The following is a 19417-nucleotide window of genomic DNA, read 5'->3' as shown; positions in this document are numbered from 1 at the left end:
TAAAATTTTACCTTTTGTTCCTTTATAAGGAACTTAATATAGCTATTTTTTATATCTCATCTTTCAATATCTCTTTTATATTCTCAAATTTCTTTTTACCTATGTAATTTTCAAGCCAAGATTCAACCCAAGGTGGAACTGGTCTATTTTCATCGTGCCAATTATTTATTGTGTTATATGAGATATTTGATAGTTCTGCAAAATCTTTTTTGCTCAAATTGATACTTTCTAGTTTTTTAGTTAATTCTTGTTTAGTCATATATTGTCTTTTATTTATCTATTTGTTGCATAATTCTATTATTTTTTATCTTAATGTTGTATTTATTATTGACAATATTATCTATTTGTTGTAATATTGCATAAATTTAATATCTAAGAGGTTGAAAATGAAAATAAAAGTTTATGGAGTAAATGGGAAAAGTAGGATTATGACTGCAAATACTTTTGCAGATATTTCTAAAATTGCAAATTGTTATAAAAGATGGGAGTATATAGTATGAAAAAGAAAGAGTTAAAAGAAGCTATTAAAGAGCTAGACTGCATTAAATGAAGGTGTTAAAACTATACAAATAGCTATTGATGTTGCAAAAGATTTGCATGGTAAACTTATTGATGAAGTGAAGATCAAAAAGTAGTTCTTATATTGACATAGATTTTTAATTTTTGTATAATTATAACGATTTGAACAAAAAAGCATTAAAATTTCTCTTGTGAGATGACTACTCACTAGTTAAGAAGTATAAAAGGTAGAGCTTAACGGCTTTACCTTTTTTTTTGCTGGGTGGTTAGCAAGAGTGTAACTCTAGGGAATTGGGAATTCTTAATGAAAGGAGTTTTTAATGCAGTTCAAATTGATAGTATTACTTTTAATACTCTTGGTATTCGCTACAAAGTGTTACTAAAGTATTAATAAAAGGGGGAATTAGTCACTCCCCTGATACTATCTCTTTTCTATTCAAACACAATATGTTCTAATTGATCAATACTAATGCTTTTAGTAATCCTACTCATAAGTTCTATGTCACTTGTATGAATATAAGCTAATATCTCTGCTAAACTATTTATATTTGCTCTTGCATACTCTTTAAAATCTTCATAAGGAATAAGAGTTTTAAATACTTCTTTACTAGCAATATTTTCTAATTGTAAAAAACCATCTTTAGAGCTAGAGAAATAGCTATCTTTATTGTTGAAATAATCTCCACCAATATATATTTCAACTAAGTTTTTTTTATTGCTATTGATTATTTGCTCATATGTTTCTTTAATGCCATCTTCCATTTCCATTATGGATATTGATTGGGCTACTCTATTATCCCAATCATTTAAAACTTCTAAAGCTTTTTCTTCGCCTATTTCTTGTTTTGCTCTTTCAAAATATCTCTTTTGTATATCACTTAGATTTTGCATATTATTACCTCTTAGTTGTATTATTCAAATGTTCAACAAACCTATCCATTTTTTCTTGATTCTCTTCTTGTCCAGATAGTACATCTCTTAAATAAGCTGTTTGCTCTCCTGTATTATATGAAATTGTTTGTTGAGCATTATTTGCAAAGACATTAGAGTTAATATTAGAACCATATACTGCATTAAACAGTCCTGAGTTATATGTTTGATTTTGCATTGAGTTTTGATAGTTTTGTTTAAAATCTCCATTCCCAGAGAGTCCATTAATAGTGTTTGCAGCTACAGCACTAATCGCATAAGCTCCATCAACTGCTGTATTTGCCATACCCATTACTGTATATCCTACTGCTTTAAAAGGATTAGAAGTTGCATTTATTTTTCTTTGTGCATCATCACCAACAAACAATGAAGTTCCTACATCATAAGCATTACCATACTCGTTATATTTATTTGATAATACATTTTTCATATCAGAAAAAACTTCTCCTACACTTTTTCCTTGAGCCCAAGAATCATAAGCATACATACCCATTCCAACAAGACTCCCAGTACCATATTTAGCCATTTTGTTTGACTTTTCTGCACTTTTTTGATATAATTCATATTCAGGATTTGGTTTCATTCTACCAAAACCATCAGGAATAAATTTATTAGGAGGACTGTTATGGGAACTATTTTGACTAGCTTGATGTTGGGCGGCATTATTTGGGTTGCTCTTTGGATTTTGCATAGTGGCATCAACCTTATTAAAAGAATCTTTAAATAAAGCTTTATCTTTAGAATTACCAACCAATTTCTTAATACCAGCATAACCTGTAATTCCAAGACCTGCACCAACTAATCCAGTAGTTATTGCTTCATTTATACTATCATCGTTACCTATACCAAAAAAGTTTGCCATATATTTAGTAAGTTCAGCAGTAGTAGCAACACCTAAGTCTATCCCTTTTGATCTTAAGTAATTAGATAAATCGGCATTGTTTTTAATGCTTTCTTGTTTCTTTATAAGGTCTTCTTCTGTCCAATTTCCTTCACCCTTTTCTTTATTTAGCAACATTTCAGCAACTACTTTAGCAGCTTTCATGTCTGAACCAGTTTCTAAGTATTCCCCAGTTTTTTTGCTGCTACTAGAATCAACCTTTGCAGAATTGTCTGTTTTAGAAGCCAATCCTCTATTTACTGTTCCAGTTACTTCTCCATCTTGTCCTAATCCTCCAGAGAAAATCGAACCTCCTCCTAGCATAATTGAATTTGAACCACTAAAGCTTCCTGCTTTTAATTCAGCGTTTTTGTTCCAAAAATCTATACCTGTTAAAGCATTATCTGTATTTACACTTCCATCAGAATTATAATTAACCTTATCATCTTTCATAAATGGAGCAATTCTACTCTCTGCATGCTCTTTAGCTTTATCTATATTATTATACTTAGCCATACCTTCAGTAAAAGCTTGATTGTAAATATCCTCCATAGCCTTATCAATATTTTTCCCAATATTCTCTTTTCCAACTAAAGCACTAATAGCTTCATTTGACTGTAATGCAAAAGCTTCTTTTCCTGTATCACTTAAACTACCATCTTCATTTATCAATCCTTCTTTTCTTGCTTTGTTCATACCTGACATTTGCCCATGAGCTTTTGTTAAACTATCATCTTCAATGGCTTGTGCCATTTTATCAACATCATTTCCATAAGCCTTCATACTACCTTTAGTTTGTGCTATAGATGACCTTTCTCCCCATTCGTTTGCTTTTGCATAACCTTGCTCTAGTAAATTAGCTTCTCTTGAGCCTGATAATAAATTACCATTCTTATCATAAGCTAATGAATCTATTAATCCTTTACCTGCACTCAACTGTTTTAAACTTTGATCAACTGAACTTGCAACTAAAGCTGATAATGCTTCCTTATCTGAAGCTATTCTGCTTTAACTCAACTTTTTGCAAAAGAGTATATTGATAAAGAGGATGGAGTTTATTTTATTCCTGATAGAGCTTTTGAATTATGGGCAGAAAAAATCTTTAGCTTTTAAATACTTTTAACCAAAGTTTCTAAAGGAATAATAATGCCACTAAAAGTCAAGACAAATATTTATAAATATTAATTCCAATTAGCTTTGTAACATTAAGCAACATTTTTTATCTCATTTAGATAAACACTCATTTCATCATAATTTTCTTATTAAAAATTAACTTGTATTCTTGAGGTGGTGGTAAGCTACGCTTGTGCGGGTTCAAGTTCTGCCATCCGCACCATTTAAATTATTTAAAATCTAATAAACAATTTTTTCATTTAAGCTACTTTTGACTATATTAAAAAGAAAAGGATTTTAATATGTCATTTGAAAAGCTCAAAAAATCAAATTCAACTATACTAATTCCTGTTTTTATTCCAGCAGTTATTGTAATATCACTTATGGTTATAGGAACAATTAGTAATCCAAAATTAGCAGGAGATATTTTTGCAGATGTATTAGCATATATTACAGAAGATTTTGGTTGGTTTTATATGCTTTGTGTTGCACTATTTTTAATCTTTGTTGTTGGAGTTGCTATATCTCCTTGGGGAAAAATTAAATTAGGACCAGACCATTCCGAGCCTGAATATAGTTTTAGCTCTTGGTTTGCTATGCTTTTTTCTGCTGGTTATGGAATAGCTTTACTTTTTTTTGGTGTTGCCGAACCAATTCTTCACTACTCAACACCACCTCAAGGTGCGGCTTTAACAGTTGATGCAGCAAAACAGGCTATGCAAATATCTTATTTTCACTGGGGTTTTCATATTTGGGGAATATATGGACTTACAGGTTTGGCTTTAGCATATTTTGCTTTTAGACACGGATTGCCTCTATCTATGAGATCTACTCTTTATCCTTTAATTGGTGATAAAATCTATGGAGCGCCTGGACATATTGTTGATACTTTTGCAATTTTAGGAACAGTTTTTGGAATTGCAACAACATTAGGGCTTTCAGTTGCGCAAATAAATGCTGGACTTAACTATTTATGGCCTTCAATTGATGTTAGTATTACTGTTCAAATCACTATTATTGCACTTATTACATCAATTGCATTAATCTCTGTAGTTGCTGGAATGGATAAAGGGATTAAAAGATTATCTATTATAAATATCTTTATTGCTGTAGTTTTAATGACATTTGTATTTATTGCAGGTCCTACAATATTTATTCTTGAGACTTTTTTAGAGAATACTGGAAGTTATTTAAGTAATATTGTGGAGAGAACTTTTAGTCTTCAAGCTTATACTTCAAGTGATTGGATGGGTAATTGGACTCTATTTATCTTTGGTTGGACAATTGCTTGGGCTCCATTTGTTGGATTATTTATTGCAAAAATTAGTCGTGGTAGAACTATTAGACAGTTTGTAGTTGGTGTTATGTTGGTTCCAACTTTGTTTACATTTTTATGGTTTAGTGTATTTGGAGATACAGCTTTACATATGGTTATGGTTCAAGGATATGAAGAGCTTATAAAAGAGGTTCAAACTGATAAAGCAATAGCACTTTTTAAACTTTATGAAAGATTACCATTTACTCAAATAGTATCTTTTATAACTGTAATTTTAATCATCACTTTTTTTGTAACTTCAGCTGATTCAGGATCTTTAGTTGTTGATTCACTAGCATCTGGAGGGGCAACATACACTCCAATTTGGCAAAGAGTTTTTTGGGTTGTAATTCAAGGAGTTATAGCATCTGTTCTACTTTTAGCTGGAGGATTGGGTGCTTTGCAAACCGCATCAATTACAAGTGCTTTGCCTTTTGCAATTATTATGTTAATAGCAGCTATTGGAGTTTGGAGGGCTTTGGTAATAGAGAGTCACAGAGTAGCAAGTTTAAATCATAGCATAAGTTTAAGTATGTATTCAGATGAGAGACAAAGTGATTGGAGAGAAAAACTAAATACACTTATAAATTTTCCAACAAAAGATTTAGTTGTTGATTTTATAAAAAATAATGTCTATAAAAGTATGAAAGAGGTTGAAAAAGAGCTTGAAAACAAAGATTGGAGTTGTAAAATTGAATATGATGAGGAGTATATAAGAGCTATTATTGTTATATTCAAAAATGATGATATTAAGTTTACATATGAGGTTAGATTAAGAGAGTATGAGCTTCCTGATTTTGTAGAACAAAATATAGATCAAAAAAATCAAAAATATTATTATAATGCAGAAGTTTTTCTAAAAAGAGGCGGTTTATACTATGATTTATATGGTTATGATGAGAATACAATAATAAATGACATAATAACTCAATTTGAAAAATACTTAAGATTTGTTCACACATCACCAGGAACTTTACCGTGGGATATGAGTGAACATGATGAGTTATTAAATGATTCAAAAATAAATAAATAAAAAGGAAGAATTTATATGAAAAACTTAAAAAGTTATATCTTACCAATATCATCACTTTTTTTAAGTATCACATTTTTAGCAATAGGTTATGGAATTATGATAACTTATATAGGTGTTTATTTAAAACAAGCTGGAGTATCTAGTTTTTCAATAGGTTTAATAAATTCAGCATTTTTTTTAGGAGCGATTGGATCATCAATTTTTAGCCAAAAAATAATCTCAACTATTGGACATATTAGAAGTTTTGCATCTTTTGCTGCTTTAATGGTAATTGCTTTTTTACTTCACTCTGTATATTTAAATGAATTTTTTTGGGGATTTTTAAGGCTTATTTCTGGTTTTTCATTTTATGCCCTTTTAATAATTGTTGAAAGTTGGTTAAACGAAAAGAGTTCAAACTCTCAAAGAGGTCAGATTTTGGCTATTTATACAATAATCTTCTATCTTTCAACTGCTTTAGGACAACTATTTTTAACTATTCCAAAAGATTCTGAATTTTTTGTATTTACTGTTGGTTCTGTGCTTGTACTTTTTTCTTTAATTACTATTGCTATGACAAAGATAAAAGAGCCAATTTTAAAACCTTTTGAACAGTATAGTTTTCCAAAACTATACTCTATAGTTCCTTTGGCACTTACAGGAAGTTTTATGGGCGGTTTTTTTGTTGGAAGCTTTTTTACAATGCTACCTTTGACTATACTGCATAAATTTGATTCAACAACTATTTTATCAATATTTATGTCATTAACTTTGATTGGTGGATTAATTTCTCAGTGGCCTATTGGAAAGTTATCAGATAAATATGGAAGAAGAAAATTAATCGCTTTTTGCGGATTTTTTACAGCTTTTGTCTCTCTTCTTTTTATAATAGTTCCTGAATTATATAGTTACTACTATATTTTGGCGCTACTTTTAGGAGTGACTATATTTGCTATTTATCCACTTAGTCTTGCAAGAGCAAATGATGTTTTAGATGAAAATAAAGATATGGTGGAGATTAGTCGTGCTTTACTTTTTGCTTATGGTGCTGGAAGTTTTATGGCTCCAATTATTTTAGGTATTATATTTACATTTTTAAACTATGAAACCATATTTTTTATATATCTAACAATTGGATTTTTTTTAGGAGTATACTCTTTATCTAAAAAAAGAGTTGCCGATGATGATATGAGTGTTTTTGTAAATTTCCCTGTTACATCAGGTCCTGTTGTTGCGCAACTAGATCCAAGACAAGATTAAAAGCATAAAAAAAGGGAGTCATCATTTGATGACTCCCTTTTATAAATAGCTAAAACTATTTTGCAACTGCTTCTTTTAAAGCTTTTCCAACTTTAAATTTAGCAACAGTTGTTGCAGGTACATTTACAGTTTTATCTGTTCCTGGAACTTTTGCAACTCTAGCAGCTCTTGAAGCAGTTGAGAATGTTCCAAATCCAACAAATGCAACTGAATCTTTTTTAACTAAAGCTTCTGTTATAGTTTCTAATACTGCATCAACTGCACTTTTTGAATCTTTTTTAGATAATCCAGCTTTTGCTGCAACTGCATCAATAAATTCTGTTTTGTTCATTTATACTCTCCGTGTTAAAATTAGATTTTATTGTATCCAAAATATTTGATATTTTTTTAACTAATTGAAAATATTTATACAATTTTTCTATAATTTAGATACAAATAGTAAACTTTTGTATCTAAAACTCTATTTCAAGCCCAATAGGGCAGTGATCACTTCCAAAAATATTATCTAAAATATAGGCATCTTTTACAAAATCTTTTAAATCAGAACTTACATAAAAGTAGTCAATTCTCCATCCAACATTATTTTCTCTAGCATTTGCTCTATAACTCCACCAAGAGTATTTATCTTTTTTTTCACCATTTACTAATCTAAAAGTATCAATATATCCATGCTCTAAAAATTTACTAATCCAATCTCTCTCCATCTTTAAAAAACCACTTGTGTTTTCGTTTGCTTTTGGTCTTGCAATATCAATTTCTGTATGAGCTGTGTTTACATCTCCACAAACAATTATTGATTTTCCATCTTTTTTTAAATTTTCACAATGAGTTAAAAATCTATCATAAAACTCCATTTTATAATCAAGTCTATCTTGAGAGCTTTGTCCATTTGGAAAATATACATTAAAAAAAGCTATATCTTTATCTTTTAGTTTAAAATGAACCTCGTTTATTCTTCCTTCATTTAAAACATCTACTGTTGGACAATTACACTCAAAAGATATATCAATATCTGAAAATAGGGCAGTTCCACTTCTTCCTTTAATTGCAGATTCACTAGCTGTTAAAAATTTAAACTCTTTATTAAATATTGTTTTTGGAATTTGATTTTTCATAGATTTTGTCTCTTGAAGTCCAAGAATATGAATATCATGCTCATCAACCCATTTTAAAGCCTCTTTTTTATCAACAGCTCTTACTCCATTTACATTCCATGAAATAAATTTATATCTTTTTTTCACTATTTAAGTCCATCCTTATTCTCTTTTTTATCTTCATTTATCAATTTTTGTGGTGCTTTTGGTAGCGTTGGTTTTATAATTCCTATTTTGTTTAAATCTTTATTTTGAAGGCTATTTTGTTCATTTATAAGATTTTCACCTTTTCCACCGTGCATATCTATTTTTCCACTATTTTTACCTCTATAATCATAATTAGCAAATAAAAAATTTGCAAATATTGTAGTAACTATTAGTAATATTTTCATATAAAAATCCTTTTTTTAAAGAAAAAATTATAACTAGATTTCAATAATAAAGGCATTATTTGATAATTTACACTATTTTTTAAATAGGATAAATATGATAGAGATATTTTTAGGATTTGTTACTTTTTTTACATCAGTTGTTGCTGCAATTGTTGGAATTGGTGGTGGAATGATGTTAATAGCAATTTTGCCATCATTTTTGCCTATAAATGCACTTATTCCTGTTCATGGTCTTACTCAAGTTTCAAGTAATTTAAGTCGAGCCTATTTTGGATATAAAGATATAGAGTTTAGTGTTGTTCCAAAATTTTTAATTGGTTCAATTTTAGGAATAGCTCTTTTTGCTGGTATATTAACAATGATTAGTCTTGATTATGTGCCACTTTTTATAGGAGTTTATATTTTGCTTTCACTTTGGAGTCAAAAATTTAATGAAAAGATTAAAAAGTATGAAAACTACTATATTGCAGGTTTTTTTCAAACAGGACTTTCTATGGTAGTTGGAGCAACAGGACCACTTACAATGACACTTTTATTAAAAGATTTTAAAGAAAAAGATAAAGTTGTAGCAACTGGTGCACTCTTAATGAGTATTACTCATTTTTTAAAAATTGTTGTTTTTGCATATTTTGGATTTGTATTTTTTGATTATATAACTATTATTATATCTATGATTATAGGAGCAATATTAGGAAGTTATGTTGGAACAAAACTTAGAGATAAAATTGATGGAAAAAGATTTACAATAGTTTTAAAAACACTTTTGACTGTTTTAGCAATAAAATTAATTATTTTTGTATTTATGTAACTTTAGCTTATGCTATGTTTTTTTATATAGCAAAAAAAATAGCCAATCTAAAAAGAGCTTCAGTTTTATTTGCTTCATTTTTTCTTGTACTTTTTTTAAATAAAGAGTGTGAAAAGTAATCAAAATTAGGTTAATTTAAATAGTTAGTTTTTTTTATTAATCTGTATTTAAGCTAATTTTAATAATTTCTTTTAAATATGACTTTTTTACATAATAGCTACATAATTTTCTGTTATAATCTTTTCCTAAAAACAAATTTTAAGGAGAAACTCATGAAAAGAGCTATTTTAGGAGTAGTTACTGCTTCATTATTAGCGACATCTGCAATGGCTGCAGAGTATGTTATGAAAATTAGCCATGTGGTTAGTTCAAGTACACCAAAAGGTATAGCATCTGACTATTTAGAAAAAAGAATTGAAGAGTTATCAAATGGAAGAATTGATGTTCAAGTTTTCCCTAACTCTCAACTTTATGGTGATGGTGAAGAGATGAAAGCATTAGTTATGAATAATGTTCAAGTAATTATGCCAAGTCTTTCAAAGTTTACAAGTATTGCACCACAAATGCAACTATTTGATTTACCATTTATTTTTAGAGATAAAGCACACCTTTATGCAGTTATGGATGGAGAAGTTGGTGCTAAGTTAAAATCATTTATCGATGCAAAAAAACAGATGCTTGCATTTGATTACTGGGATGCTGGATTTAAACACTTCTCAAGTAGCAAACAAGCTATTGTTAATCCAGAAGATGCAAAAGGTTTAAAATTTAGAATTCAAAGTTCAAAAGTTTTAGAAGCACAATTTAAAGCAGTTGGTGGAAATCCACAAATTTTACCATTCTCTGAGGTTTATTCAGCACTTCAACAAGGTGTTGTTGATGCAACAGAAAATCCACTATCAAACCTATATACAAAAAAATTCCATGAAGTTCAATCAAGTGTAACTTTAAGTAGTCACGGTTATTTAGGATATTTAGTTGTTATGAATCAACAATTCTTTAATAAATTACCAAAAGATTTACAAGAGCATGTAAAAACTGCTATGAAAGAAGCAACTGAGTTAGAAAGAAGAGAGACAGCTATAGAAGATGCAAAAATTATTGATGCATTAAGAAAATATGCTAAAGATTCTGGAAAACTTGAAATTTATGAGTTAAATGATGAACAAGTTGCTAATTGGAGAAGAGTTATGTCAACTGTATATCCACAATTTTATAAAGTGATTGGGGAAGATCTAATCAAACAAACTATAGAAACAAAGTAGGTAAATTTTTAATATGAAAAAATTCTTTGATGTTATTGATGTAGTTGTAGGCACAATAAATCAAACTATGGCAGTCTACGGACTGCTATTAGGTGTGATTGTGGCTTTTATTAATGTAGTACTTAGATACGCCTTTGATATGAGCCTTCCTTGGGCGGGTGAGCTTACAAACTATCTATTTATTTGGTCTGCTCTTTTTGGAGCAGCTTATGGATTTAAGCACGGAGCGCATATCTCTATAACTATTTTGATAGAGAGAATGTCTCCAGTGTTTATGAAATCATTTTTAATATTTGCAAATATTTTATCAATTTTATATTTAGGTTTATTATCTTATTTTGGATATGAGTTAGTATTAATGCTTATGGATTTTGGTGAAATGAGTGTTGATTTAAATATTCCAATGTGGATTCCACATTTAGTTCTTCCAATAGCTTTTATTCTTGCTGCTTATAGAGTTGCTGAGAAATTGGTTGAGTTATTTAGAACAGATGCAAATAAGATTAAATTATTTAGTGAACATGAAGCTATTTTAGAAGAGATTAAAGGAGAAAAGAAATAATGGTTATTGCAACTCTTTTTATTTTACTATTTGGTTTAATGTTAGTTGGAGTTCCTGTTGCTGTTGCATTAGGAGCTAGTACATTAGCATCTACTTTCTTCTTTACAGATATGGATTTAATGGGAATTACATCAAAAGTATTTGATGGATTAAATAAGTATACTCTTATGGCAATTCCTATGTTTATTTTAGCTGGTTCACTACTTGCAAGAGGAAGTGCTGCTAGAAGAATTATTGATTTTGCTAAAAGTTTAGTTGGACATCTTCCAGGAGGACTTCCAATTGCCGCAATTTTGGCATCTGTTATTTTTGCTGCTATTAGTGGAAGCTCTCCAGCAACAGTTGCAGCTATTGGTTCTGTTATGTATGGAGCAATTAAACAAGCTGGATACAATGAGCAATTTGCAATTGGTACTATTACAACTTCTGGAACACTAGGAATTTTAATTCCACCTTCAGTTGTATTTATTGTTTATGGTGTTAGTGCTGATGAGTCAATTGGAAAACTATTTATGGCTGGAGTAATTCCTGGTATAATGATTGGTGGAATGATGATGTTAATGACATATCTTCTAGCTAAAAGAAGTGGTTTCAAAGCTTCTAAAATGGCAAGTTTCAAAGAGCAATTAATTGCTTTTAAAGACGCATTTTGGGCTTTATTAATCATATTTGTTGTAATTGGTGGAATCTATGGAGGAATATTTACTCCAACTGAAGCTGGTGCTGTTAGTGTTATGTATGCATTTTTTGTATCTTATTTTATATATAAAGATTTAAAAATTAAAGATCTATATAAAATTTTATTAGATTCAGCACAAACAACATCAATGATTTTCTTTATTATTGCAAATGCTATGATTTTTGCACACTTCTTAACAGATGAGCAAATTCCACAACAAATTACTCAATGGATTTTAGAAGCAAATGTTAGTCCTTTAATGTTCCTATTAATTGTAAATATTTTACTTTTAATAATGGGACAATTTATGGAGCCTAGTTCTGTTGTTATGATTACAGTTCCACTATTACTTCCAATTGGTATTGCTCTTGGAGTTGATCCAATTCATCTTGGGGTTATTATGGTTGTAAATATGGAAATAGGAATGTTAACCCCTCCTGTTGGATTAAACCTATTTGTTGCAAGTGGAATTACGGGACTTAGTATGGGGCAAGTTATTAAAGCATCTTTACCTATGACTTTAGTTTTACTTTTTGGATTAATGTTAATAACATATATTCCAGCAATATCTCTTTGGCTTCCAAACTTAATGTATGGATATTAAAATATTTTAAAGTAAGAGTTTTACTCTTACTTTTTTTAAATATTTTTAGCAATAGTTATAGAAAACCTTACACCTTTATCTATATTTTCCACTCTTATTTCACCTTTTAAACTCTTCTCTACAATCATTTTAGACATATAAAGACCAATTCCAGTTCCTTTATTTTGATTTTTTGTAGAAAAGTATGCTTCAAAAATTTTGTTTAAAGGCTTTACATCAATACCTCTAGCATTGTCTTCTATGGTTAATGTAACACTTTTTTCATCTTCAAAAGCTTCTATTTTTATAGTGGGTTTTTTTATATCTCTCTCTATTAATGCATCTTTTGAATTTTTTAATATATTTAAAACTACTTGTTGATACTCATTTAAAAAACTATTTAATTTAATATCTTTATCAATATCTATTTTTATATCTATATTATTCATTTTTAAAACATTTGAATTAATTGATATTACATTGTTTAATAACTCATTTAGAAAAAACTCCTCTTTTTCTTTTGTTGTTGAAAAAAAGCCTCTAAAATCATCAATAGTATTAGACATATACTCTAAAACCATATTTGCTTCTTTTGATTTTTTTTCCATAGTTTCCTTATCCAAACTATTTTTGTCATATTTTAATTTTATAAGCATTAAAATTGAAGATAGTTCTGAAAGGGGTTGTCTCCATTGATGAGCTATATTTGACATCATCTCTTCAAGAGATTTATTTAGAAGTTTTAACTCTTTTTCATTTTCTATAACTTTATTTTTATATATTTTTAAAATATTATATATCTTATTTGAAATTGTTATTGAGAATAAAATTGCAATCATAAGAAACATAATAAATAGTAAAACATTTTGAAATATCTGTTTTTCTATCTTATTTTCTAACTCATTTTTCTGTTTTACAAGCTCTTTTTCAATATCATCAATATATACTCCAACAGCAATTATCCAGTTTAATTTCTCATAATATTTAAAATAAGAGAGTTTATATTGAGCCTCATTTGAATCTGGTTTTTTATATGAATATTTTGTAAATGATTCTCCATGTTTTTTTATATTATCTAAAAACTCTTCACGAAATTTTTTACCATGTGTATCAATATCATTTGTAGATATTAAACTTCCTGCTAAATCTGGTCTATTTGGATTTACAAGCATTATTGCAAAATCATCACCACCATCAAAATTAACAACTTCATAAACAAATATATAGTTACTTTTATTTTTTTCAAAAGTTATATTGTTTAAAAAATTTGCATTAAATTTTTTAAGTTCATCTTTGTTTAAATTTAATACTTTTTCATTATGCTCTAAAATGTCAATAACTATATTAATCTTATTTTTCAACATATCTTTAACATCGCTATAGTAAACATTTACATATTTTTGCATATCAAGTTCAAAATTATCTTGAGTATTTTTTACATAAAATGCTGAAATAGCAAAAACCAAAGCCGAAATAGTTGCAATAAAACTTAAAATTATTGTTTTTAATAGATTTTTCTCGATATTATAGTTCAAAAAAGTTCCTCATTTATGAATGCTTTGTTATAATAACATATCTTTACTAATATGGATTTTTAAAAATATGAATAATAATTTAAATAAACTAAGCTCGTATAATGTTTTGTATGTTGAAGATGATTTAGGTATTCAAAACAATATTAAAGAGATATTAAAGCACTATTTTAAAGAAGTTTTTACTTCAGATAATACAAAAGATGCTTATGAGATATATCTTGAAAAAAAACCAGATTTAATAATTACAGATATTAGAATGCAGAGTGAAACAGGAATAGATTTTATAAAAAAAATTAGAGAAAATGATACAAAAACGAGAGTTATAATAACATCTGCATACACAAATATTAACTACTTATTAGAAGCAACTGAGCTATTTTTGGTAAAATATATTGTAAAACCAATTACAATAGATAAGCTAGAAGAGGCTTTAGAGCTATTTTTAAACTCTTATAAAAATGAGAGTTTATACTATTTAAATAAAAACTGGGTTTTTAATAGTAGTAAATCAACAATTTCAAATGAGAATGAAGAGTTTATCCTAACAAAAAAAGAGTCAAATTTTTTAAAGTTTTTGTTATCTCAAAATAGGGTGATTAGTTATGAAGAGTTACATGATAATATTTGCGATGAAGACTCTATTATGTCACAAAATGCAATGAGACTTTTTATAAAAAATTTACGAAAAAAACTCCCATCAGATTTTCTAAAAAATATTCAAGGAGTTGGATACTATTATGAGATTAAAAATATATAAAATAGTTTACAAAAATAGTTAACAATATAACAGAGAGTAGAGTTTGTACAGTTATTATAGAGGTCATTAAAGGTAAATTACCATTTAGTTGCCTAGCAAGAATAAAAGAGCTTGGAGCTGTTGGCATAATTGAAAAAAGAACCAAAATAGAGATCATACTATTATCAAGATTGAAAATCTTTGCAAATAGATAGATAGTTGCAGGAAGAATCAAAAATTTAGCAATTGTACTAATAGTTAAATCTTTTTTTGAGCTTTTTATCTCTTTTAAAACTAGGGTATAACCAATTGATAAAAGCCCTAATGGAAGTGCTGCACTACTTAAGATTTGAAGCAATTTTTCTATACTTATTGGTATATTTATATTTGAAAAATTTATCAAAGAACCAATAAGACAAGCTATAATTAATGGATTTCTTAAAATAGAGTTTAAAAGATATAAAAAATTAATTTTACTATTTTGTGAATATAAAGCAAAAATAGTTATACAAAATATATTTAAAATAGGAATAGCAAAAGTTATAATAACAGCAGCCATAGCTAAACCACTATCACCAAAAATAGAGGCACTTAAAGCTAAAAAAACATATGTATTAAATCTAATTCCACCTTGAACAATTGATGTAAAAGAGCTATTTTGAGTAGGACTTAGTTTATTAAATATCATTAATAAAATCATTGTTAAAAATATTGCAAGAATAGATACAAGAATAAGATTTATATCACTTGAATCAAGTTTTGCTTTAGATAAAGTAATTATCAAAAGAGCAGGCATTAAAACATAATAAGTTAATCTATCAGCCATTGGCCAAAACTCATTTGATGGGAAACTTATCTTTTTAAATAGGTAACCAATTACTATTAAAGAGAATATTGGTATTAAACTTGAAAATATCTGTTCCATCTATTTTTTACTTTTTAACATCTCTTTTAAAATAATCTTACCACCCTCAACTCCTGGTTGGTCATAAGTATTTATTCTTAAAAATTTTCCAACAAGTGAAGTTAAAAGTTCATAGTAAAATAGTAGTTTTCCTATTTCAAACTCACTTATCTCTTCAATCTCTATTAAATCAATAGGAATATCTTTTTGGTACTCTTTAACAGAAGCAATTGTTGCATCAGCTTGAAGATTTATTAACTCTTTAAAATCAATATTATTTATATAATCTAACTCTTCAAGAGCTTTTAAATTTGTAGGAGATATTTTTGTATCATCTTTAAAATCTTTTATTTTGATAAATGTTACAGTTTTATCTCTTTTTCCCTCAACAATTAGTTGTAAAAATGAGTGTTGATCAACAGGACCTAAAAGTCCAATTGGAGTTAATCCTTGATTTGTATTGTTTGCATCGATTTTTCCAAGACTCTCTCCCCAAAGTTGAATATACCACTTATTAAAACCTTCAAGAAGTTGTGAGTATGAAAAAACTGCATTTATATTGTAAACATCTTTGTATTCATAGTAAGTTCTTGCTTTTTTTATTAGATGATTATAAAGCTCATTTTGTTCAAAAAATGATGTAGATATTTTTTTTGCTCCATTTAAAATCTCATCAATATCAAATCCAGCTAAATATAAAGGTACTAATCCAACATTTGATAAAACAGAGAATCTTCCACCAACATTTTTTGGAATTTCAAAAGTTTCAAGACTATTGTGTTGTGCAAAACTATTTAACTTGCTATCATTTTCAGTAATTATTAAAAGATTTGATTTATCCATTTTAACAAGAGAACTTAAATATTTAAAAATTGATATTGTCTCAATTGTAGTTCCAGATTTTGAGATAACAATAAAAAGTGTATCATTTAAATCAAATTCGCAAATAGTTCCATTAAGATTTACAGGATCAGTACTTTCAAAAAAGTAAATATCCTTTTTTAAAGTTTGATTTTTCTGTTTATTATATTTTAAGAAGTTATATATTGCATATGTTCCTAATGTACTTCCACCAATTCCAATAATTGCAATATTTTTTTGTTTAAAATCAAGATTATTTAGTCTTGATTTTAAACTTGAAGTATCTGCATGAGGTAAAGCGTAGTAACCAATAGTCTCTCTCTCCTTTTTTATCTCTGAAAAAATATCTTCATCACTTAGTGAAACTTTTGGATAATAGAGGCTATTTTTCATCTTTTTTTCTCTTTTTATCTTCTTTATTAGATTTATCATAAAAATAGTTTGTAGCTTTTACAAATCCATCAATACTTCCACAATCAAATCTTTGACCTTTAAATTTATATGCTAAAACCATTCCTTTTTTAGCTTGAGTTAAAAGTGCATCTGTAATTTGAATCTCTCCACCTTTTCCTGGTTTTGTATCTCTAATAATGTCAAAAATATCAGGAGTTAAAATATATCTTCCAATAATTGCTAAGTTTGAAGGAGCAACTTCTGGTTCAGGTTTTTCAACCATATCTTTTACCATAAAAATTCCTGGTTCTATCTCATTTCCAGCAATAACTCCATATTTATTTGTATCCTCTTTTGGAATCTCTTCAATAGCGACAATTGAGCAAGTATATTTTTTATATAGTTCAACCATTTGAGATAAAACTCCATCATTTGGTGCATCACATAAATCATCTGCTAATAAAACAGCAAATGGTTGATTTCCAATTAGATTTTCACCAGATAAAATAGCATGACCTAATCCCTTCATCTCTATTTGTCTAGTGTATGAGAAAGTACATTTTGTAATAACATCTCTAATCTCTGTTAAATAGTGCTCTTTGCTAGTTCCTTTTATTTGATGCTCAAGTTCATATGAAATATCAAAGTGATCTTCAATTGCTCTTTTCCCTCGTCCTGTTACAATTGCCATATTCTCAATTCCAGCAGCAAGTGCCTCTTCAACTCCATATTGAATTAATGGTTTAGTTAAAATCGGTAACATCTCTTTTGGTGTTGCTTTTGTTGCTGGTAAAAATCTTGTTCCATAACCAGCTGCTGGAAATAGACATTTTTTTATTGGGTTATTTGTAGTATTCATAATTAGTTTCCTTTTATTATATTAAATAGTTCTATTAATGCATCTTCATATATTTTTGCATTCTCTTTTGTATTGGCTTCAAATCTTGTTACTAATTTTGGAGTAGTGTTACTAGCTCGAACTAATCCCCAACCCTTGTCAAAAATAACTCTCACACCATCAACATCTATGATATCTTTGATTTTTGGGAAATTTGAAGGTGGATTTTGTAAAGCTTTTTTTAAATCCTCAATAATTTTGAATTTTGTCTCTTCAGTTACTGTTATATTTATTTCAGGTGTTGAGTATACTTGTGGTAAGGCTTCATACTCAGCATCAAAATCAAAACCAGCATCTATTAATTCTAAAGCTCTAAATGTTGCATAAATAGCATCATCGTATCCAAAATATCTATCGTTAAAAAATAGATGCCCAGAAACTTCAGCCGCAAAATCAGCATTTGTCTCTTTGATTTTTACTTTTAAATTTGAGTGCCCCGTTTTATACATGATAGCTTTACCATAAGAGTTTATAGTGTCATACATAACTTGCGAACATTTAACTTCACCAATAACTGTTGGATTTTTTATATGTCTAGAGAAGAATATTGCTAAAATATCTCCTTTGAAGTTATATTTTGGAGATAATAATGCAATTCTATCTGCATCTCCATCATAAGCGAATCCAAAATTAAATTTTTTAGATGATAACTCTTTTTTAATATCTTCTAAAGTGTGTTCATCACTTGGGTCTGGATGATGATTTGGGAAATTTCCATCTGGTTCTTCAAAAAGAATTTTGTGTTTTATATTTAATTTTGTTAAAATTTCACCCAATACAACACCAGCAACACCATTTCCGCAATCAAATACAAACTCTTTATTTGTTAGTTTTAAATGAGAGAAGTGATTAACTATATAATCAATATATCTATTTTTACAATCTATTTTTATTGTTTCTTCATTATTAGGAATAGTTGAGTTATCAGCAAGAATATCTCTTCCTAAAGCATAAATATCTTCACCAAAAAATGGATCTTTATTTAATGTAATTTTAAAACCATTATATTCAGGAGGATTGTGTGAGCCTGTTATCATAACTGAGCCATCAGATTTAAAACCATCAATTTCATTAAAGTTTGCAAAGTAGTTTACAGGAGTTGGAACTAATCCCATATCTAAAACTTTTAATCCAGCTTTATTTATTCCTGAGCTTAACCAATTTTTTAAAATTGGTGAGTGAAGTCTTGCATCATAACCAACAGCCATGTAAACAGCACTAGGAACTCTTTTTATTAAAGCTTTTGCCAAATAAAATCCAATTTTCTTTACAATATCTTCATTTAACTCTTTTTGAAATATTCCTCTAATATCATACTCTCTAAATATAGACTTACTCATTATGTATATACGGCTCCCCATTATTTAATTTATTTAAAGCTAAGATTGTATCAAAAATAGTATTAATTAAAATTAACAAATAGAGTTAAAAAGTAGTAGTTTTTTACGATTTTAGATAATTTTCCAAATTTAAGCAAAATTTAAGCGTAAACCTCTTGACAAAGTAAAATTTTCCTATTATAATTCCCGTCCAATTTGACCAGTACGGTTTAAAATTAAGATCTTTAAAAGTATGATTAGACGGTTTAAGAAGAATGTAATCTTTATAAACTGAATATGAGAAATGTTAAAAAAATATTATGAAGAAACAAGTATAAGTAAAATTATAACTTGTCTAT

The 19417-nt window shown here is 28.2% G+C and carries 18 protein-coding genes; 7 read left to right on the top strand and 11 right to left on the bottom strand.

The window, feature by feature from the left end:
- Positions 1-49: 49 nt before the first annotated feature.
- The 3 genes from CRU94_RS07920 to CRU94_RS07910 all read right to left on the bottom strand — a co-directional run bounded on the left by CRU94_RS07920 (position 50) and on the right by CRU94_RS07910 (position 3265).
- A complete protein-coding gene (locus CRU94_RS07920; RefSeq protein ID WP_129106247.1) occupies positions 50-259 on the bottom strand; it encodes a helix-turn-helix transcriptional regulator in 210 nt (69 codons plus the stop codon).
- A 692-nt stretch (positions 260-951) separates the two neighbouring features.
- Positions 952-1410, bottom strand: coding sequence for a hypothetical protein (locus CRU94_RS07915; RefSeq protein WP_129106246.1), 459 nt, complete (start codon positions 1408-1410; stop codon positions 952-954).
- Between the two features lie 4 nt (positions 1411-1414).
- Complete coding sequence (locus CRU94_RS07910) at positions 1415-3265, bottom strand: hypothetical protein (protein WP_129106245.1); 1851 nt, start codon at positions 3263-3265, stop codon at positions 1415-1417.
- Between the two features lie 479 nt (positions 3266-3744).
- Between CRU94_RS07910 and CRU94_RS07905 the strand changes: the two genes are divergently transcribed.
- Both CRU94_RS07905 and CRU94_RS07900 read left to right on the top strand, forming a co-directional pair.
- Positions 3745-5790: a BCCT family transporter gene (locus CRU94_RS07905; protein WP_129106244.1), complete on the top strand. Its 2046-nt coding sequence runs from the start codon at positions 3745-3747 to the stop codon at positions 5788-5790.
- A gap of 15 nt (positions 5791-5805) precedes the next feature.
- Positions 5806-7029, top strand: coding sequence for an MFS transporter (locus tag CRU94_RS07900; protein ID WP_129106243.1), 1224 nt, complete (start codon positions 5806-5808; stop codon positions 7027-7029).
- Between the two features lie 55 nt (positions 7030-7084).
- Here CRU94_RS07900 and CRU94_RS07895 read toward each other — a convergent pair whose 3' ends face one another.
- The 3 genes from CRU94_RS07895 to CRU94_RS07885 form a co-directional block, all read right to left on the bottom strand.
- On the bottom strand, positions 7085-7360 hold the full coding sequence (locus CRU94_RS07895; RefSeq protein WP_129106242.1) for an HU family DNA-binding protein: 276 nt from the start codon (positions 7358-7360) through the stop codon (positions 7085-7087).
- A 121-nt stretch (positions 7361-7481) separates the two neighbouring features.
- Positions 7482-8270: an exodeoxyribonuclease III gene (locus CRU94_RS07890; protein WP_129106241.1), complete on the bottom strand. Its 789-nt coding sequence runs from the start codon at positions 8268-8270 to the stop codon at positions 7482-7484.
- Positions 8270-8515: a hypothetical protein gene (locus CRU94_RS07885; protein ID WP_129106240.1), complete on the bottom strand. Its 246-nt coding sequence runs from the start codon at positions 8513-8515 to the stop codon at positions 8270-8272. The genes CRU94_RS07890 and CRU94_RS07885 overlap by 1 nt, the downstream gene beginning before the upstream one ends.
- A gap of 94 nt (positions 8516-8609) precedes the next feature.
- Between CRU94_RS07885 and CRU94_RS07880 the strand changes: the two genes are divergently transcribed.
- The 4 genes from CRU94_RS07880 to CRU94_RS07865 all read left to right on the top strand — a co-directional run bounded on the left by CRU94_RS07880 (position 8610) and on the right by CRU94_RS07865 (position 12433).
- On the top strand, positions 8610-9323 hold the full coding sequence (locus tag CRU94_RS07880; RefSeq protein WP_129106239.1) for a sulfite exporter TauE/SafE family protein: 714 nt from the start codon (positions 8610-8612) through the stop codon (positions 9321-9323).
- Positions 9324-9595: 272 nt separating this feature from the next.
- A complete protein-coding gene (locus tag CRU94_RS07875) occupies positions 9596-10588 on the top strand; it encodes a DctP family TRAP transporter solute-binding subunit (protein WP_129106238.1) in 993 nt (330 codons plus the stop codon).
- Positions 10589-10601: 13 nt separating this feature from the next.
- Positions 10602-11150, top strand: coding sequence for a TRAP transporter small permease (locus tag CRU94_RS07870; protein ID WP_129106237.1), 549 nt, complete (start codon positions 10602-10604; stop codon positions 11148-11150).
- The gene (locus CRU94_RS07865; protein ID WP_129106236.1) at positions 11150-12433 is read left to right on the top strand and encodes a TRAP transporter large permease; all 1284 of its coding nucleotides are present in this window, start codon (positions 11150-11152) and stop codon (positions 12431-12433) included. Before CRU94_RS07870 ends, CRU94_RS07865 begins: the two co-directional genes overlap by 1 nt.
- Before the next feature lie 35 nt (positions 12434-12468).
- Here the strand turns inward: CRU94_RS07865 and CRU94_RS07860 are convergent, their stop codons facing one another.
- Positions 12469-13947 (bottom strand): cache domain-containing protein, encoded by a 1479-nt coding sequence (locus CRU94_RS07860; protein ID WP_129106235.1) that lies wholly within the window; start codon positions 13945-13947, stop codon positions 12469-12471.
- Between the two features lie 67 nt (positions 13948-14014).
- On the opposite strand from CRU94_RS07860, the gene CRU94_RS07855 reads away from it, so the two are divergent.
- Positions 14015-14704, top strand: a complete 690-nt coding sequence (locus CRU94_RS07855; protein WP_129106234.1) for a response regulator transcription factor — start codon at positions 14015-14017, stop codon at positions 14702-14704.
- On the opposite strand, the gene CRU94_RS07850 is transcribed toward CRU94_RS07855, so the two are convergent.
- The 4 genes from CRU94_RS07850 to CRU94_RS07835 are packed head-to-tail and all read right to left on the bottom strand — an operon-like array spanning position 14691 to position 19079.
- Positions 14691-15608 carry an AEC family transporter gene (locus CRU94_RS07850; RefSeq protein ID WP_129106233.1) on the bottom strand — a complete coding sequence of 306 codons (918 nt, stop codon included), beginning with the start codon at positions 15606-15608 and terminating at the stop codon, positions 14691-14693. The two genes, CRU94_RS07855 and CRU94_RS07850, sit on opposite strands and share 14 nt — an antisense overlap.
- Entirely contained in the window at positions 15609-16841 is a 1233-nt protein-coding gene (locus CRU94_RS07845) for a glucose-6-phosphate isomerase (protein ID WP_129106232.1), read from the bottom strand.
- A complete protein-coding gene (galU, locus tag CRU94_RS07840) occupies positions 16831-17700 on the bottom strand; it encodes a UTP--glucose-1-phosphate uridylyltransferase GalU (RefSeq protein ID WP_129106231.1) in 870 nt (289 codons plus the stop codon). Before galU ends, CRU94_RS07845 begins: the two co-directional genes overlap by 11 nt.
- Before the next feature lie 2 nt (positions 17701-17702).
- On the bottom strand, positions 17703-19079 hold the full coding sequence (locus CRU94_RS07835) for a phosphomannomutase/phosphoglucomutase (RefSeq protein WP_129106230.1): 1377 nt from the start codon (positions 19077-19079) through the stop codon (positions 17703-17705).
- Positions 19080-19417: the final 338 nt, after the last annotated feature.

The organism is Arcobacter sp. AHV-9/2010, from assembly GCF_004116575.1.
In the GTDB taxonomy this organism is placed as follows: domain Bacteria; phylum Campylobacterota; class Campylobacteria; order Campylobacterales; family Arcobacteraceae; genus Aliarcobacter; species Aliarcobacter skirrowii.
The sequence above is the reverse complement of the archived record's forward strand: the minus strand, read 5'-3'. Positions and strand labels throughout refer to the sequence as shown.

Bases quoted from the DNA above. Each gene is read 5' to 3' on its own strand.
- CRU94_RS07920 (WP_129106247.1), bottom strand. From the start codon at position 259: ATGACTAAACAAGAATTAACTAAAAAACTAGAAAGTATCAATTTGAGC.
- CRU94_RS07915 (WP_129106246.1), bottom strand. From the start codon at position 1,410: ATGCAAAATCTAAGTGATATACAAAAGAGATATTTTGAAAGAGCAAAA.
- CRU94_RS07905 (WP_129106244.1), top strand. From the start codon at position 3,745: ATGTCATTTGAAAAGCTCAAAAAATCAAATTCAACTATACTAATTCCT.
- CRU94_RS07900 (WP_129106243.1), top strand. From the start codon at position 5,806: ATGAAAAACTTAAAAAGTTATATCTTACCAATATCATCACTTTTTTTA.
- CRU94_RS07895 (WP_129106242.1), bottom strand. From the start codon at position 7,360: ATGAACAAAACAGAATTTATTGATGCAGTTGCAGCAAAAGCTGGATTA.
- CRU94_RS07885 (WP_129106240.1), bottom strand. From the start codon at position 8,515: ATGAAAATATTACTAATAGTTACTACAATATTTGCAAATTTTTTATTT.
- CRU94_RS07880 (WP_129106239.1), top strand. From the start codon at position 8,610: ATGATAGAGATATTTTTAGGATTTGTTACTTTTTTTACATCAGTTGTT.
- CRU94_RS07875 (WP_129106238.1), top strand. From the start codon at position 9,596: ATGAAAAGAGCTATTTTAGGAGTAGTTACTGCTTCATTATTAGCGACA.
- CRU94_RS07870 (WP_129106237.1), top strand. From the start codon at position 10,602: ATGAAAAAATTCTTTGATGTTATTGATGTAGTTGTAGGCACAATAAAT.
- CRU94_RS07865 (WP_129106236.1), top strand. From the start codon at position 11,150: ATGGTTATTGCAACTCTTTTTATTTTACTATTTGGTTTAATGTTAGTT.
- CRU94_RS07855 (WP_129106234.1), top strand. From the start codon at position 14,015: ATGAATAATAATTTAAATAAACTAAGCTCGTATAATGTTTTGTATGTT.
- CRU94_RS07850 (WP_129106233.1), bottom strand. From the start codon at position 15,608: ATGGAACAGATATTTTCAAGTTTAATACCAATATTCTCTTTAATAGTA.
- CRU94_RS07845 (WP_129106232.1), bottom strand. From the start codon at position 16,841: ATGAAAAATAGCCTCTATTATCCAAAAGTTTCACTAAGTGATGAAGAT.
- galU (WP_129106231.1), bottom strand. From the start codon at position 17,700: ATGAATACTACAAATAACCCAATAAAAAAATGTCTATTTCCAGCAGCT.
- CRU94_RS07835 (WP_129106230.1), bottom strand. From the start codon at position 19,079: ATGAGTAAGTCTATATTTAGAGAGTATGATATTAGAGGAATATTTCAA.